This is a genomic window from Serratia sp. Tan611, assembly GCF_905188235.1.
Taxonomy (GTDB): Bacteria; Pseudomonadota; Gammaproteobacteria; order Enterobacterales; family Enterobacteriaceae; genus Serratia_B; species Serratia_B rhizosphaerae.
This window is the reverse complement of the sequence record NZ_LR994655.1, coordinates 2,334,354-2,350,229: the sequence shown is the minus strand read 5'-3', so window position 1 is coordinate 2,350,229 and position 15,876 is coordinate 2,334,354. Positions and strand designations below refer to the sequence as shown.

Here is a 15,876-nt window from a genome sequence, read left to right as displayed (position 1 = left end):
CAGCCTCACTAAAATTCGTTGCGTAATGCCTGATAGCCGCGCACCAGATCGACATTGGTGGCGGCCACCTCCTCTGAAAATTGCAGCGCGTCGGGTTCCACCTGGCCATAGCGCGACAGATCGCTGTCTGCACCGACCCGTTCGGTGGACGGGATATAGCACTGCTCCGGCAGCGTCACGCCGTCCACCACCGCGTTATAACGCACCACGCAGCCGCTGCGCAGATGGCAGTTGAACAGCACGCTGTTAAAACCGACGAACACCCGGTCATCGATGCGGCACGGCCCGTGCACAATGGCACGGTGGGCGATGGAGCTGTAGCTGCCGATGGTTACCGCCGCGCCGCTTTTGGAATGGATCACCACGCCGTCCTGAATATTGGAGTGGGCGCCGATCACAATCGGCGCCATATCGCCGTCGGCGTTAACTTCATCGGCGCGAATCACCGCGTAAGGCCCGACGTACACGTAATCGCCGATAATCACCCGCCCGCAGATAATCGCAGTGGGATCGATATAGGCTTGGGCGGAGACCTGCGGCAGATGGCCGCTGGGATTTTTACGCAGCATCAGCGTCCTCCCGCCAGCTCAGTCGGGCTACCGCGTTATGCGCATGCAGGCTTTCCTGATGCTCCACCCGCACGCTGAAGGCGCGGTAGCAGCAGGAGCGGCGCAGGGCGTCATACAACCGGCGCGCGGCATCTTCACAAAACATCAGGTTGCGGCCGTTAGCCAATGCAAACGCCTGCTCGTCCTGACGCTTGACCAGCGTCTGCACCGGCGTCCCCAGCGCATGCTCGATGCGGTCGATCAGCGAAATCACCGGCAGTACTTTTTCATCGCCGGACAAGGTGACCGTCACCCACGCCCAGCTGCGCTGGCTGTGCGGCGTCGCCGGCATGCCGTGCGTCCCCAGCCAGTCAGCCACCTGCTGCGTCCCGACCGTTTCATCATCCGCCTCGATATCGACCAGAAACTGCTGCTGCGCCGCCTGACGGCTGAGAGCCGCCGACGCCGGGCAGGTGGATGAATAAGGCACGCCGACCTGCAGCGTCAGCGTTGGCAGCAGCTCCAGCGCTGCGGTAATGCGCAGCGGGTAACTTTTCCAGCCGCGCTGCGGGCTGATCAGCGCCGGACGCGACAGCAGCAGTTCCCCGCCGATCTCCAACTGCACCCGATCGCTGTCCGTACTCTGCGACTGCAGACATTCGGCCAGCGTGTTGATAATGCGTCGCGGCGTCAGTTCCCCCTGCGTCAGCGCATCCAGCGTCAGATACAGGCGCGACATATGAATGCCGCGCGCGCCGTCACGGTTGGCGCAGACGTTAACGCCGACGCTTACTTCGGCATTTAGCGGACGCCCCGCCACCTCCAGCGGCAGCGCGATGCCCTGCATTCCCACCCAGTCAAGGGCGATATCGCTCATCTCCCCGTGTCCGCTCTGCACATCCGGCAGCGGCTGACGGTGAGCCATAGCCGTATTTCCCATGTTTCCCCTGCAGTTGTTAGTGACCAGGCAAAAACGGTAACACGAAATAGATATGTTATAACATAACATTTTGTCTTTTTTTCCGCCTGCACGGCGCCGTGACGCCCGGTTGGTCAATCAAGCCGCAGAAAAATCGACGTTTTTATCTGAAGAATTGGGCAGTTCGCCAGAGTACGGTACACTAACGCTATCGCTTATTAACCCATGAAGCCTCTATGCGTGGTTTACCCATTTGGATCCTGTCGTTATGCCTGGGCAATTCGCTGATGGCCGCCGCTGCGGCTGCGCCCGCGGCTGATGCTCCGGCGCCCCTGCCGGACGTACATCAGAGCGGTTTTGTCTATTGCGTCAACGGCATCCTGAACACCTTTAATCCGCAGATGGCCAGCAGCGGCCTGACGGTCGATACGCTGGCGGCGCAGCTGTACGATCGCCTGCTGGATGTTGACCCCTATACCTACCGGCTGATTCCGGAGCTGGCGCAACGCTGGGAGGTGCTGGACAACGGCGCTACCTATCGTTTCCACCTGCGTAAAGACGTGCCGTTCCAGCACACCGCCTGGTTTACGCCAACGCGTAAAATGAACGCCGACGATGTGGTATTCAGCTTTGAGCGGGTGTTTAACCACAAGCATCCGTATCACGACGTCAACGGTGGCGAGTATCCTTACTTCGACAGCCTGCAGTTTTCCGATTCGGTGCAAAGCGTGAAAAAGCTCGACAACTACACCGTCGAGATCCGCCTGCAGGCGCCGGACGCCTCGTTCCTGTGGCATCTGGCTACCCACTATGCACCGGTGCTGTCGGCAGAGTATGCCGACAACCTGAGCAAGGCCGGCGACCAGCAGATGATAGACCGCGAGCCGGTAGGCACCGGGCCTTTCCTGCTCAATGAATACCGCTCCGGGCAATATATCCGCCTGGCGCGCAACCAGGCCTACTGGAAAGGCGAACCGCGTATGGCGCAGGTGGTGATTGACCTGGGCGCCGGCGGCACCGGTCGCCTGTCGAAACTGCTGACCGGCGAATGCGACGTACTGGCCTATCCGGCCGCCAGCCAGCTTTCCATTCTGCGCGACGATCCGCGCCTGCGTCTGACGCTGCGGCCGGGGATGAACATCGCCTATCTGGCCTTCAACACCCGCAAACCGCCGTTCAATAACCTGAAGGTGCGTCAGGCCATCTCGCTGGCGATCAACAACCAGCGTCTGATGCAGTCGATTTACTACGGCACCGCCGAGACCGCCGCGTCGATTCTGCCGCGCGCCTCCTGGGCGTATGACAATGACGCGCACGTCACCGCCTACGACCCGCAGCAGGCGCGCCGCATGCTGAAAGAGGCCGGCATCGACAATCTGCAGCTGAAGCTGTGGGTGCCGACCGCCTCGCAGTCCTATAACCCCAGCCCGCTGAAAACCGCCGAACTGATCCAGGCCGATCTGGGCCAGATCGGCGTGCACGTCACCATCGTGCCGGTGGAGGGCCGCTTCCAGGAGGCGCGGCTGATGGAGATGAATCACGACCTCACCCTGACCGGCTGGGCCACCGACAGTAACGACCCGGACAGCTTCTTCCGGCCGCTGCTGAGCTGCGCGGCAATTCGCTCGCAAACCAACTATGCTCACTGGTGCGACCCCGGTTTTGATGAAACGCTGCAAAACGCCCTGCTGTCGCAGCAGCTGGCGCAGCGCATTGACAGCTACCGTCAGGCGCAAAAAATTCTGGAGCAGCAGCTGCCGGTGCTGCCGCTGGCGTCATCGCTGCGTCTGCAGGCCTACCGTTATGACATCAAGGGACTGGTGCTCAGCCCCTTCGGCAACGCATCATTCGCCGGCGTGTATCGTGAAACGGCGGAGGGAGAAAAACCGTGATTATCTTTACTCTGCGCCGCTGCCTGCTGCTGATTATCACCCTGTTTTTCCTGACGCTGGTAGGCTTCAGCCTGAGCTACTTCACGCCGCACGCGCCGCTCAGCGGCGCCGGGCTGTGGGATGCCTACCAATTTTATTTCACCAGTCTGCTGCACTGGGATTTCGGCGTGTCCAGCATTAACGGCCAGGCGATTGACGAACAGCTGCGTGAGGTGTTCCCGGCCACCATGGAGCTGTGCATTCTGGCCTTTGCCCTGGCGCTGTTTATCGGTATCCCGCTTGGCATTATCGCCGGCGTGATGCGCGGCAAATGGCAGGACACCGCCATCAGCACCTTTGCGCTGCTGGGCTTCTCCATTCCGGTATTCTGGCTGGCGCTGCTGCTGATGCTGTTCTTCTCGCTGCATCTGGGCTGGCTGCCGGTTTCCGGCCGTTTCGATCTGCTGTATCAGGTGCAGCCGGTCACCGGCTTTGCGCTGGTCGACGCCTGGCTGTCCGATTCGCCGTACCGCAGCGAAATGATCGCCAGCGCGCTGCGCCATATGATTTTGCCGATCGCCGCGCTGGCGGTGGCGCCGACCACCGAAGTGGTGCGGCTGATGCGCATCAGCACCGACGAGGTGTTCAGCCAGAACTATATCAAGGCGGCGGCCACCCGCGGCCTGTCGCGCTTTACCATTATCCGCCGTCACGTGCTGCACAACGCGCTGCCGCCGATCATCCCGAAGCTGGGGCTGCAGTTCTCCACCATGCTGACGCTGGCGATGATCACCGAAGTGGTCTTCAGCTGGCCGGGTCTGGGACGCTGGCTGATTAACGCCATTCGCCAGCAGGACTACGCCGCCATTTCCGCCGGCGTGATGCTGGTCGGTTCGCTGGTCATCACCATCAACGTGCTGGCCGATATCCTGGGTGCGGCAACCAACCCATTGAAACATAAGGAATGGTATGCCCTTCGATAACGTATACCGCGAAAAGAAAATGCCGAGCCCGCTGCGCTATACCTGGCGGATATTTTACGGCGACGCGCTGGCGATGATCGGTTTTTACGGCGTGATTGCGCTGGTGCTGCTGTCGCTGTTCGGCAGTCTGCTGGCGCCCTATGCGCTCGACCAGCAGTTCCTCGGCTACCAGCTGCTGCCGCCTTCCTGGTCGCGCTACGGCAACGTGTCGTTCTTCCTCGGCACCGACGATCTGGGGCGCGATCTGCTGAGCCGGCTGCTGACCGGCACCGCCGCCACCTTCGGCTCGGCGCTGGTGGTGACGCTGGGCGCCGCCTTCTTCGGCGTGATCCTCGGCGTGCTGGCCGGCGTGACCCACGGCCTGCGCTCGGCGGTGCTGAACCATATTCTCGATACCCTGCTGTCTATCCCGTCGCTGCTGCTGGCGATCGTGGTGGTGGCGTTTATCGGCCCGAAACTGGAGCACGCCATGCTGGCGGTGTGGCTGGCGCTGTTGCCGCGCATAGTGCGCACCATTTACAGCGCGGTGCATGACGAGCTGGAAAAAGAGTATGTGGTGGCGGCGCGGCTGGACGGCGCTTCAACCCTGCAGATCCTGTGGTATGCGGTGCTGCCCAATATCGCCGCGGTGCTGGTGACCGAGTTCACCCGCGCGCTGTCGATGGCGATCCTCGATATCGCCGCGCTCGGCTTTCTCGACCTCGGCGCGCAGCTGCCGTCGCCGGAATGGGGCGCCATGCTCGGCGATTCGCTGGAGCTGGTATATGTCGCGCCCTGGGCGGTGATGCTGCCCGGCGCCGCCATTCTGATCAGCGTGTTGCTGATCAACCTGTTGGGTGACGGCATGCGCCGCGCCATTAATGCGGGAGTGGAATAATGCCGTTGCTCGATATCCGCAATCTGACGATTGAATTTATGACCGCCGACGGACCGGTCAAGGCGGTAGACCGCGTCAGCATGACGCTGAGCGAAGGCGAAGTACGCGGGCTGGTGGGTGAATCCGGCTCCGGCAAAAGCCTGATCGCCAAGGCGATCTGCGGCGTCACCAAAGATAACTGGCGCGTCACCGCCGACCGTCTGCGCTTTGACGACATCGACCTGCTGCAGCTGACGCCGCGCGAGCGCCGCAAGCTGGTGGGCCACAACGTCTCCATGATTTTCCAGGAGCCGCAATCCTGTCTTGATCCGTCCGAAAGCATCGGCCGGCAGCTGGCGCAGGCTATCCCCGGCTGGACCTATAAAGGCCACTGGTGGCAGCGCTTCAACTGGCGGCGTCGCCGGGCGATTGAGCTGCTGCACCGCGTCGGTATTAAAGATCACAACGATATTATGGGCAGTTTCCCCTATGAGCTCACCGAAGGGGAATGTCAAAAAGTGATGATCGCCATCGCGCTGGCCAACCAGCCGCGTCTGCTGATCGCCGATGAGCCGACCAATGCGATGGAGCCCACCACCCAGGCGCAGATTTTCCGCCTGCTGGCGCGGCTGAATCAAAACAACAACACCACCATTTTGCTGATCAGCCATGACTTGCAGATGATGAGCAAATGGGCTGACCGGGTGAACGTACTTTACTGCGGCCAGACGGTGGAAAGCGCCCGCTGCGAGGAGTTGCTGGCGGCACCGCATCATCCGTACACCCAGGCGCTGATCCGCGCCATGCCGGACTTCGGCCGTTCGCTGCCGCACAAAAGCCGGCTCAATACCCTGCCGGGGGCGATCCCGTCACTGGAACATTTGCCCATCGGCTGCCGGCTGGGGCCGCGCTGCCCTTATGCGCAGAAAAAATGCATCGAAACCCCGCGCCTGCGTGCGGTGAAGAATCACCTGTTCGCCTGCCACTTCCCGCTCAATATGGAGGAACAGTGAGATGGAAACGCTATTGGAAGTGCGCAACCTGAGCAAAACCTACCGCTACCGCAGCGGTCTGTTCCGTCGTCAGCACGTCGAAGCGGTCAAGTCGGTGAGTTTTACCCTGCGCGAACGCCAGACGCTGGCGATTATCGGCGAGAACGGTTCAGGCAAGTCAACGCTGGCGAAGATGCTTTCCGGCATGGTCGAACCCAGCGCCGGTGAACTGCTGATCGACGACCATCCGCTGAACTACGGCGACTACCGCTACCGCAGCCAGCGTATCCGCATGATTTTTCAGGACCCCAGCACCTCGCTCAATCCGCGTCAGCGCATCGGGCAGATTCTGGACGCCCCGCTGCGCCTGAACACCGATCTGGAGCCTGAGGAGCGCGAGCGGCGCATTAACCAGACGCTGCGCCAGGTCGGCATGCTGCCGGACCACGCCTATTACTACCCGCATATGCTGGCCTCCGGCCAGAAACAGCGCGTAGCGCTGGCAAGGGCGCTGATTCTGCAGCCAAAGGTGATCGTCGCCGATGAGGCCCTAGCCTCGCTGGATATGTCGATGCGCTCGCAAATCATCAACCTGATGCTGGAACTACAGGAGAAGCACGGCATCTCCTATATCTATGTCACCCAGCATTTGGGAATGATGAAACACATCAGCGATCAGGTGCTGGTGATGCATGAAGGGGAAATCGTCGAGCGCGGCAGCACCGCCGAGGTGCTGGCGGCGCCGCTGCATGAACTGACCAAGCGGCTGATCGCCAGCCACTTTGGCGAAGCCCTGACCGCCGACGCCTGGCGGCGCGACGGCGGAGGCCGCTTCTGACATCAACTTCCGGGCGGTGTCGGCGCCGCCCGGAGGCCGTGCCTGCGCGGCGGGCCGTTACCCGTCAGGCGCAAATACAAATTACATTTTTGTGATATATCATTATATTTTATTCCCTTCAGTTATTGATTAGCACGTAACATTATTTTATCTCGCTATTCGAATCAGTGAAGATATCCCTACGTTGAGTTGATTAAACAACAGGATATCTCACTGATGACGAGTCCACGCCTCAGGGAACAACAGCGCCAATATCATAGCCAGTGGTATCATGAAACCCAGTGCAGCGTACGCGGCGATATGCCGTTAGAGCCGCAGGCCGCCCTGATCCGCGACCGCTTTTTGCTGGGACTGGGCGAGTTTGCCGACCCGGCATTGAATCAGGCGCTGATCGCCCGGGCGCCGCTCTTCAGCGCCTCGCTGGCGTGCTGCAGCGTACTGTTTCCCGAGCAGGTCGCGCTGTCGCGCCACGTGACGTTGTCACCATACGATCGCCTCTGTACCGCGCTGACGGTGGCGCAGGTTACCGGCGTGCAGTCGCTGTGTAGCCACTACGCCGCCCGCCTCGCCCCGCTCGACAGCCCCGACGCCTCCCGTGAAAGTAATATCCGCTTAGCGCAAATCACCCAATACGCCCGCCAGCTTGCCACCCAGCCCACGCTGATCTGTCGTAAGGCGCTGCAGCAGTTGAGTGATGTCGGCCTGAGCGTAGCGGATATCGTCTCCTTCGTGCAGATTATCGGTTTTGTCAGCTATCAGGCGCGGGTAGTCGCCGGCATCGCCGCGCTGGCGGGCCGGCCCGCTGCGGTGGCACCAGGCTTCACCACCCAGCAGGACGCCGAGGCGCTGCGCCTTGATGAACGCCCGCCGCTCTGGCGGTCACGCCTGACGCTGCTGCAGCCCGAAGAGGCGGCGGCCGAACAGCTGGACGTGCTGGATCAGAGCCATCCGGACGCGCGGAGTGAGGATTACTACCTGCTGCTGGCCCATGATGCCGCCGCCCTGCGTGAACGCAACGGCGTATTTAACGGTATTCATGGCAGTAATGATGAAACGAGCCGTCGACTGATGGCGCTGGCGGCGCTCTGCACCTCACGCATCAACGGCAGCCGCTATTGCGCCGCCAGCGTCGCCGCCGATCTGCACAACCCGCCGCTGGTGCACGCCCTGTGCGACAGCATCGACGCCGGCTATCAGCTTGCGGCGGATCCCCGGCAAAAGGCGGTGATTCAGATCGGCAGCGCGCTAACCCGCAGCCCGGAAAAGTTTACGCCGCACAGCGTACAACCGCTGTTTCAGCAGGGCGCAACGCAGGCGCAGGCGCTGGATCTGATACTGACCAGCGCGCTGTATGCCTGGGAGAACCGTCTGCGCTATAGCCTGGGCGATACGCTCAGCATCGGCACGGAAGACGAAGAGTAATTTACTGCAGCAGCCAACTTTGGGCCGCGTCAAAGAAATGCTGGGCCAGCGGCGTCGCCCGGCCCGGCTCGGCCACCACCACCGCCGCGTGGCGCGTCATCGGCGCTATCGCGATCGAACGGCGCTGCAGCTGCGGCGTCATTTCCGGCAGTAAATTGCCGCGCGGGAAGATGCCACAGCCTAAACCGACGAAAATCCCCTGCAGCAGTTGCAGCAGCGAGCTGGTTTCCAGCCGCGTATGCAGCGTTAACCCGGCGTCGCGGAAGTTCTGATCGATATAGCGGCGGAAATAGCGCGACGGTTCCGCCAGGCACAGCGGCAAGTCGGCGACCTCACGCAGCGTCAGCGGCGTATCGCCGACCAGCTGCGGAAAGTGCTGCGGATGAAACAGCAGATCGACGCCGCTGTCCTCCAGCGGCTGCGACTGGAAATGCAGCTCGTGCAGCGTCTGCAGCTCGAAAAAACCGATGCCGATGTCTACCGTATGGGCGGTCAGGGCCTCCAGCAGCTGATCGGCGCTGAGTACCGAAACGCGGAAATCCAGCCGGGGAAATTTGGCGCTGACCGACTTCAGCAACTGCGCCAGCATGATGCTGCACTGCGGCACCGCACCAATCACCAGCGTTCCGTTCAGCCCGTGCTTGAGCGATTCCACCTCCAGCTTCAGCCCCTGATACACCGAGACGATTTCCCGCGCCCAGGCCAGCACGCGTTCGCCCTCTGCGGTAAAGCCTTCAAAATTATTGCCGCGGTTGATCAACGCCACGCCCAATTCTTTCTCCAGGTTTTTCAACCGCATAGATAGCGTCGGCTGGCTGACGAAACTGGCTTCCGCCGCCCGGCCGAAATGGCGTTCGCGCTCAAGATTACACAGATAAATCAGTTGCTTAATATCCATTAATTCGCTCGGATGATGACATCTAAACCAAGTATATCATTAAGCAGCAAAAAGCGGGCCCGTGCGGCGTCGGCCGGGCCCGGAGGGAATAGTTATACTTTGAGTTTTATGTAGTCCACCAGACGCGAGAAGATCCCGCCCTGATTAACCGGCTGCAGCGCCACCAGCGGCAGCGTTTCCAGCAGTTTACCGTCGTCGCTGATGCGTACTTCGCCGACGGTCTGGCCCGCCTTCAGCGGCGCTTCCAGCCGTTTGCCGTTCAGCACGTACTGCGCCTTAAGCTTCTGCACTTCGCCCTTCGGCAGACTGAGCGCGTGATCCTGCTGGACGCCGACCTGCACCTGCGACTTATCGCCGTACCAGACCGTCTCATTGCCCAGTGCGGCGCCGGCCTTGAACACCTGCACGGTGTCAAAGTCGCGCAGCCCCCAGGTCAGCAGTTTACGCGCCTGCTCTTCACGCCCTTTCGAGCTTTTACCGCCCATCACCACGGCAATCATACGGCGGTTGCCTTCGGTGGCGGAGGCAATAATGTTAAAGCCCGCCGACGCCGTATGGCCGGTTTTCAGGCCGTCAACGTGCAGCGTTTTATCCCACAGCAGGCCGTTGCGGTTCTGCTGCGTGATGCCGTTCCAGGTCAGCGATTTTTCGCTGTACATATGATATTCCGCCGGTTCGCTCATGATGATCGCCCGCGATATCTGCGCCAAATCCCCGGCGGTAGTGAACTGACCCGGCGCATCCAGGCCGTGCACCGTTTCAAAGTGGGTGTTTTTCAGCCCGAGCTGCGCCGCTTTCTGGTTCATCAACTGTACGAAAGCCGCCTGACTGCCGGCCACGTAATCGGCCATCGCCACGCAGGCGTCATTGCCGGAGTCAATGATAATGCCACGGCTGAGATCGCGCACCGTGACCCTGTCACCTGGCTTTAAGAACATCAGCGAGGAGCCTTTAAATACCGGGTTGCCGGCGCCCCAGGCGTCCTGGCCCACCGTCACCACGTCATCCAGCCCAATTTTGTGCTGATCGAGGGCGTGGTCGACCACCAGGCCGGTCATCAGTTTAGTCAGGCTGGCGGGATTGCGCCGCTCGTCAGCATGATCCTGCGCCAAAATCTGGCCGGTGGTATAATCCATCAATACGTACGAAGCCGCATCGATTGGCGGCGGGGTCAGCGCAGGAACCTGCGCCGGCGTTGCTGCCGCCTGGGCTGCCAGCGGCAGTAACATTCCACATACAACGGCCAATACACTAGGCTTCACGACGATATCCTCTTCATATTTCTCTGTTTTAGGCGGGCTAGACTGCACCAAACGGCGCGGCAGCGGAATCACCAGTCTTTTACAGCAGATAACAGAGTGCAACCATTTGTATGTGTTATGCCGATCCGGTAATAAACCTTGCCGCCCGCAAGCCGCGCCGTCACGTTTTGGCGAAAAAAACGGCGCGCCGGCTTTAAAATCCATTCCGGTTGTTATCAGACGTTGCCGGATGTTGCCGCCCGCCACACGCTTCCTGCAAGACAGGGTATACTCAGCACAGCGTTACAGATAAAGCATCAAGGAGAAAAATTATGCCTCTGAACGAGTTATTAAACCTGCCGGGTGTCGCCGACCAGCCGGAAAGCGTTACCGATGGTTATGTGTTTAACCACACCATGATCCGCGTAAAAGATCTGAGCAAGGCGCTGGACTTCTATACCCGCGTGCTGGGCTTTACGCCGGTATATAAAGAAGACTTCGCCGAGGCGGCGTTTACCATCGTGTATCTGGCCCGCGTCCCGCGCGACCAGATCCCGCAGGATGACGAGCAGCGCAAGCAGTGGGCGCTGAGCCAGCCGGGCATCCTGGAGCTGACGCACAACCACGGCACGGAAAACCAGCCGGATTTCCAGTACCATAACGGCAACAGCGAACCGCGCGGCTTCGGCCACCTGTGCGTCACCGTGCCGGACGTACGCGCCGCCTGTGAACGCTTTGAACAGATGGGCGTCACCTTCCAGAAGCGCCTGCACGAAGGGCGTATGAACTACGTGGCGTTCATCAAGGATCCGGACGATTACTGGATTGAGATCCTGCAACCGACGCCGCTGCAGGCGTAATCGCCCCGCCGTCCCGGCCGCTCGTCGGGACGCTTTTCCGCCCCCTGCCCGCAGAATGACCAAAAATAGTCCGCCTCGCCGGGAAAAGCGCGACGTCAGGCTTGCCCGCAGCGGGTGATTCGCGTAAAACTGTCAGCCGCAAATCTTGCCACTCACAACCCATTCACTGGACGATATGTTTCAAGATAACCCGCTGCTGGCGCAGCTTAAACAGCAACTTCACTCTCAGACCCCGCGCGTTGAAGGCGTAGTAAAAGGGACTGAGAAAGGCTTTGGCTTTCTTGAGGTAGACGGTCAAAAAAGCTATTTCATCCCACCGCCGCACATGAAAAAAGTCATGCACGGGGATCGCATCGTCGCCACGCTGCATACGGAAAAAGAGCGCGAAATCGCGGAGCCGGACTCGCTGGTCGAGCCGTTCCTGACGCGCTTTGTCGGCCGGGTGCAGAAAAAAGACGATCGCCTGTCTATCGTGCCGGACCATCCGTTGCTGAAAGACGCCATCCAGTGCCGCCCCGCGCGCGGCCTGAGCCACGACTTCCAGGCCGGTGACTGGGCGGTGGCCGAGATGCGTCGTCACCCGCTCAAGGGCGACCGCACGTTTTACGCCGAACTGACGCAGTACATCACCCACGCCGATGACCACTTCGTGCCGTGGTGGGTGACGCTGGCGCGCCACAATCTGGAGAAAGAAGCGCCGGAGATGGCGGAAACCCACGCGCCGAGCGACGCTCTGCAGCGTGCAGATCTGACCGCGCTGGATTTTGTCACCATCGACAGCGCCAGCACCGAAGATATGGACGACGCCCTGCTGGTGCAGGAGAACGCTGACGGTACGCTGCAGCTGACCATCGCCATCGCCGATCCGACCGCCTTCGTCGATGAAGGCAGCGCGCTGGACGACATCGCCCGCGTGCGCGCCTTTACCAACTACCTGCCGGGCTTCAATATCCCGATGCTGCCGCGCGACCTGTCCGACAACCTGTGCTCGCTGCGCGCCAATGAGCGCCGTCCGGTGCTGGCCTGCCGCGTCACCATCGCCGCCGACGGCGCCCTCGGCGACGATATTCACTTCTTCGCCGCCGAGATCGAATCAAAAGCCAAGCTGGTGTACGACGAAGTTTCCGACTGGCTGGAAGGCGTCGGCGACTGGCAGCCGCCAAGCGACGCCATCGCCCAGCAGATCACCCTGCTTCAGCGCGTCTGCGCCGCACGCAGCTCTTGGCGTCACCAGCATGCGCTGGTATTCAAGGATCGACCGGATTACCGCTTCGTGCTGGGCGAGCAAGGCGAGGTGCTGGATATCATCACCGAGCATCGCCGCATCGCCAACCGCATCGTTGAAGAGTGCATGATCGCCGCCAACGTCTGCGCCGCCATCGTACTGCGCGACCGTCTGGGCTTCGGCATCTACAACGTGCATAACGGCTTCGACCCGGCGCTGGTTGAACAGGCCGTCACCGTGCTGCAGGCCAACGGCGTTGAAGCCGACGCCGAGAAGCTGCTGACGCTGGACGGGTTCTGCGAACTGCGACGCCATCTGGACGCTCAGCCGACCCAGTTCCTCGACAGCCGCATCCGCCGTTTCCAGACCTTTGCGGAAATCAGCACCGAACCCGGCCCGCACTTTGGCCTGGGGCTGGAAGCCTACGCCACCTGGACCTCACCGATCCGTAAATACGGCGATATGGTCAACCACCGCCTGCTGAAAGCGATCATCAGCGAACAACCGGCGGAGAAACCGCAGGACGCCATGACGCTGCAGCTGGCGGAGCGCCGTCGCGCCAACCGCATGGCAGAACGCGACGTCGGCGACTGGCTGTACGCCCGCTTCCTGCAGGACAAAGCCGGCACCGATACCCGTTTCAATGCGGAGATCATCGATGTGACGCGTGGTGGCCTGCGCGTACGCCTGCTGGATAACGGCGCCGTCGCCTTTATCCCGGCGCCGTTTATCCATGCGGTGCGCGATGAGCTGGTGTGCAGCCAGGACACCGGCACCGTGCAGGTGAAAGGCGAAGTGGTTTACCGCCAGAGCGATACGCTGCAGGTCAATATTGCGGAAGTGCGCATGGAAACCCGCAACGTGATTGCCAAACCGGCGGCGTAACCCTCCGCGCTCCCCGCGTTGGGAGGCCGACAATACCGAGGCCGGGCTGACTGCCCGGCCTTTTTATTGGCCGCCGCCGATATCGCTGTGCTTTCACGTCATTTCATCACATTGTTTTTACAATAAAACAATACTAGCCTCACATTTCTTCGCCGCCCGGCTTCTCTTCCCGCCTAAAACTCCTATTTTTAAGCTGTTACACATTATTCATAACAACATCTCTGTTCATCTCTCTGCACACCAAGGAGTTGTTTACCATGAAGAACGTCAAGTCCGGAATTATCTGGCTGGTGGTGGCGTTGGTCGGAGCCGGCGCGTTTGCCATGCTGGCGCTCAGCCGCGGCGAACACGTCAATGCAGTCTGGCTGGTGGTGGCGTCCGTCGCCTGTTACAGCATCGCCTATCGCTTCTACAGCCTGTTTATCGCCAAAAAGGTGTTTGAACTGGATGACCGCCGGCTGACGCCCGCCGAACGGCACAATGACGGCCTGGATTACGTGCCCACCAACAAGTGGGTGCTGTTTGGCCACCACTTTGCCGCCATCGCCGGCGCCGGCCCGCTGGTGGGGCCGATACTGGCCGCACAGATGGGCTTCCTGCCCGGCACCATCTGGATCCTGATCGGCGTGATGCTGGCCGGCGCGGTGCAGGATTTTCTGGTGCTGTTTATCTCGACCCGCCGCGACGGCCGTTCGCTGGGGGAAATGGCCAAACAGGAACTGGGGGCCTTCGCCGGGGTGATAACCATGCTCGGGGCGCTGGGGGTGATGATTATTATCCTGTCGGCGCTGGCGCTGGTGGTGGTCAAAGCGCTGGCGGACAGCCCGTGGGGGCTGTTCACCATCGCCGCAACCATTCCTATCGCGCTGTTTATGGGCATTTACATGCGCTTTATTCGCCCCGGTAAAATCGCCGAAATCTCGCTGATCGGCTTTGTGCTGATGCTGCTGGCGATTATCTACGGCGGCAACGTGGCGCAGCACCCTTACTGGGGGCCGTTCTTTACCCTGCACGGCACCACGCTGACCTGGGTGCTGGTGATTTACGGCTTTGTCGCGTCGGTGCTGCCGGTCTGGCTGCTGCTGGCGCCGCGCGACTATCTGTCGACCTTTATGAAGATCGGCGTCATTATCGGTTTGGCGGTGGGCATCGTGTTCGCCATGCCGGAGCTGAAAATGCCGGCGGTATCGCGCTTTATTGACGGCAGCGGCCCGGTGTTCTCCGGCGCGCTGTTCCCGTTCCTGTTTATCACCATCGCCTGCGGCGCCATTTCCGGCTTCCATGCGCTGGTATCCAGCGGCACCACGCCGAAACTGGTGGAGCGCGAAAGCCACATGCGCTTTATCGGCTACGGCGCGATGCTGATGGAGTCCTTCGTCGCCATTATGGCGCTGATCTGCGCCTCGGTGCTGGACCCCGGCGTCTACTTCGCCATGAACTCGCCGGCGGCGCTGATCGGCACCACGGTGGAAAACGCGTCGCAGGTGATCAACGGCTGGGGCTTTGTGGTAACGCCGGAAACGCTGTCGCTGATCGCCCGGGAAGTGGGCGAAAACTCGGTGCTGTCGCGCGCCGGCGGCGCGCCGACCTTTGCCGTCGGCATGGCGCATATTATCAGCGAGGTGTTCAACAGCCGCGCGATGATGGCCTTCTGGTACCACTTCGCCATTCTGTTCGAGGCGCTGTTTATTCTGACCGCCGTCGACGCCGGCACCCGCGCCTGCCGCTTTATGGTGCAGGATCTGGTGGGCGTGGCGGTTCCGCGTCTGGCGAATAACCGCTCCTGGTTCGGCAACCTGGCCGGCACCACCGTAGCGGTGGCCGGCTGGGGGTTCTTCGTCTATCAGGGGGTGATCGACCCGCTCGGCGGCATCAACACCCTGTGGCCGCTGTTCGGCATCGGCAACCAGATGCTGGCCTCGATGGCGCTGATCCTCGGCACCGTGGTGCTGTTCAAAATGAAGAAGCAGCGCTACGCCTGGGTCACCATCGTGCCCACCGTCTGGCTGTTCGTCACTTCGATGACCGCCGGCTGGCAGAAGATTTTCCATGAAAAGCCAAGCATCGGCTTCCTGGCGCAGGCAAACAAGTTCTCTGCCGGCATCGAGCACGGCGAGATTATCGCGCCGGCCAAAACGCTGCAGGATATGCAGACCATCGTGTTCAGCAACCAGATTAACGCCGCGCTCTGCGGGTTCTTTATGCTGGTTGCCGTCACCATGCTGATTTCGGCCTTCTTCGTGATCCGCCGCGCACTGCGCTCCAATACGCCGACGGTGCAGGAAAGCCCGGTAACGCTGCGGGAGGAGAGCCGCCAGGCCTGAAGCCTGCAGCAAAG

The 15,876-nt window shown here is 61.1% G+C and carries 13 protein-coding genes; 9 read left to right on the top strand and 4 right to left on the bottom strand.

The features are described 5' to 3' along the window. Positions 1-8: 8 nt before the first annotated feature. Together TAN611_RS11080 and folE2 are read right to left on the bottom strand one after the other, a co-directional pair. Positions 9-569, bottom strand: coding sequence for a carbonate dehydratase (locus TAN611_RS11080; RefSeq protein WP_187043139.1), 561 nt, complete (start codon positions 567-569; stop codon positions 9-11). Further along, entirely contained in the window at positions 559-1,488 is a 930-nt protein-coding gene (gene folE2 / locus TAN611_RS11075; protein WP_111737145.1) for a GTP cyclohydrolase FolE2, read from the bottom strand. Before folE2 ends, TAN611_RS11080 begins: the two co-directional genes overlap by 11 nt. A gap of 215 nt (positions 1,489-1,703) precedes the next feature. Here folE2 and sapA point away from each other — a divergent pair, with 215 nt between their 5' ends. The 6 genes from sapA (at position 1,704) to TAN611_RS11045 (ending at position 8,429) form a co-directional block, all read left to right on the top strand. Continuing rightward, positions 1,704-3,359 carry an ABC transporter substrate-binding protein SapA gene (gene sapA / locus TAN611_RS11070; protein WP_105231040.1) on the top strand — a complete coding sequence of 552 codons (1,656 nt, stop codon included), beginning with the start codon at positions 1,704-1,706 and terminating at the stop codon, positions 3,357-3,359. Beyond that, on the top strand, positions 3,356-4,321 hold the full coding sequence (gene sapB / locus TAN611_RS11065) for a putrescine export ABC transporter permease SapB (RefSeq protein WP_111737146.1): 966 nt from the start codon (positions 3,356-3,358) through the stop codon (positions 4,319-4,321). Before sapA ends, sapB begins: the two co-directional genes overlap by 4 nt. After that, positions 4,308-5,198: a putrescine export ABC transporter permease SapC gene (gene sapC, locus TAN611_RS11060; RefSeq protein ID WP_111737147.1), complete on the top strand. Its 891-nt coding sequence runs from the start codon at positions 4,308-4,310 to the stop codon at positions 5,196-5,198. The genes sapB and sapC overlap by 14 nt, the downstream gene beginning before the upstream one ends. Beyond that, positions 5,198-6,190 (top strand): putrescine export ABC transporter ATP-binding protein SapD, encoded by a 993-nt coding sequence (gene sapD / locus TAN611_RS11055; protein ID WP_105231037.1) that lies wholly within the window; start codon positions 5,198-5,200, stop codon positions 6,188-6,190. The genes sapC and sapD overlap by 1 nt, the downstream gene beginning before the upstream one ends. A 1-nt stretch (position 6,191) precedes the next feature. Beyond that, positions 6,192-7,007 carry a putrescine export ABC transporter ATP-binding protein SapF gene (sapF, locus tag TAN611_RS11050; RefSeq protein WP_105231036.1) on the top strand — a complete coding sequence of 272 codons (816 nt, stop codon included), beginning with the start codon at positions 6,192-6,194 and terminating at the stop codon, positions 7,005-7,007. A gap of 216 nt (positions 7,008-7,223) precedes the next feature. Next, on the top strand, positions 7,224-8,429 hold the full coding sequence (locus TAN611_RS11045) for a peroxidase (RefSeq protein ID WP_187043141.1): 1,206 nt from the start codon (positions 7,224-7,226) through the stop codon (positions 8,427-8,429). 1 nt (position 8,430) lies between these two features. On the opposite strand, the gene TAN611_RS11040 is transcribed toward TAN611_RS11045, so the two are convergent. Then, a complete protein-coding gene (locus TAN611_RS11040) occupies positions 8,431-9,327 on the bottom strand; it encodes a LysR family transcriptional regulator (RefSeq protein ID WP_111737148.1) in 897 nt (298 codons plus the stop codon). 92 nt (positions 9,328-9,419) lie between these two features. Beyond that, positions 9,420-10,589, bottom strand: coding sequence for a serine-type D-Ala-D-Ala carboxypeptidase DacD (dacD, locus tag TAN611_RS11035; protein WP_105233318.1), 1,170 nt, complete (start codon positions 10,587-10,589; stop codon positions 9,420-9,422). Positions 10,590-10,900: 311 nt separating this feature from the next. Between dacD and gloA the strand changes: the two genes are divergently transcribed. The 3 genes from gloA (at position 10,901) to TAN611_RS11020 (ending at position 15,862) form a co-directional block, all read left to right on the top strand. Continuing rightward, positions 10,901-11,428, top strand: a complete 528-nt coding sequence (gloA, locus tag TAN611_RS11030) for a lactoylglutathione lyase (RefSeq protein ID WP_111737149.1) — start codon at positions 10,901-10,903, stop codon at positions 11,426-11,428. Between the two features lie 175 nt (positions 11,429-11,603). Continuing rightward, positions 11,604-13,538, top strand: a complete 1,935-nt coding sequence (locus tag TAN611_RS11025) for an exoribonuclease II (RefSeq protein WP_111737150.1) — start codon at positions 11,604-11,606, stop codon at positions 13,536-13,538. A gap of 257 nt (positions 13,539-13,795) precedes the next feature. Next, positions 13,796-15,862: a carbon starvation CstA family protein gene (locus tag TAN611_RS11020; protein ID WP_105231032.1), complete on the top strand. Its 2,067-nt coding sequence runs from the start codon at positions 13,796-13,798 to the stop codon at positions 15,860-15,862. The last annotated feature ends 14 nt before the right edge of the window (positions 15,863-15,876 follow it).

Bases quoted from the DNA above. Each gene is read 5' to 3' on its own strand.
- TAN611_RS11080 (WP_187043139.1), bottom strand. From the start codon at position 569: ATGCTGCGTAAAAATCCCAGCGGCCATCTGCCGCAGGTCTCCGCCCAA.
- folE2 (WP_111737145.1), bottom strand. From the start codon at position 1,488: ATGGGAAATACGGCTATGGCTCACCGTCAGCCGCTGCCGGATGTGCAG.
- sapA (WP_105231040.1), top strand. From the start codon at position 1,704: ATGCGTGGTTTACCCATTTGGATCCTGTCGTTATGCCTGGGCAATTCG.
- sapC (WP_111737147.1), top strand. From the start codon at position 4,308: ATGCCCTTCGATAACGTATACCGCGAAAAGAAAATGCCGAGCCCGCTG.
- sapD (WP_105231037.1), top strand. From the start codon at position 5,198: ATGCCGTTGCTCGATATCCGCAATCTGACGATTGAATTTATGACCGCC.
- sapF (WP_105231036.1), top strand. From the start codon at position 6,192: ATGGAAACGCTATTGGAAGTGCGCAACCTGAGCAAAACCTACCGCTAC.
- TAN611_RS11045 (WP_187043141.1), top strand. From the start codon at position 7,224: ATGACGAGTCCACGCCTCAGGGAACAACAGCGCCAATATCATAGCCAG.
- TAN611_RS11040 (WP_111737148.1), bottom strand. From the start codon at position 9,327: ATGGATATTAAGCAACTGATTTATCTGTGTAATCTTGAGCGCGAACGC.
- gloA (WP_111737149.1), top strand. From the start codon at position 10,901: ATGCCTCTGAACGAGTTATTAAACCTGCCGGGTGTCGCCGACCAGCCG.
- TAN611_RS11025 (WP_111737150.1), top strand. From the start codon at position 11,604: ATGTTTCAAGATAACCCGCTGCTGGCGCAGCTTAAACAGCAACTTCAC.
- TAN611_RS11020 (WP_105231032.1), top strand. From the start codon at position 13,796: ATGAAGAACGTCAAGTCCGGAATTATCTGGCTGGTGGTGGCGTTGGTC.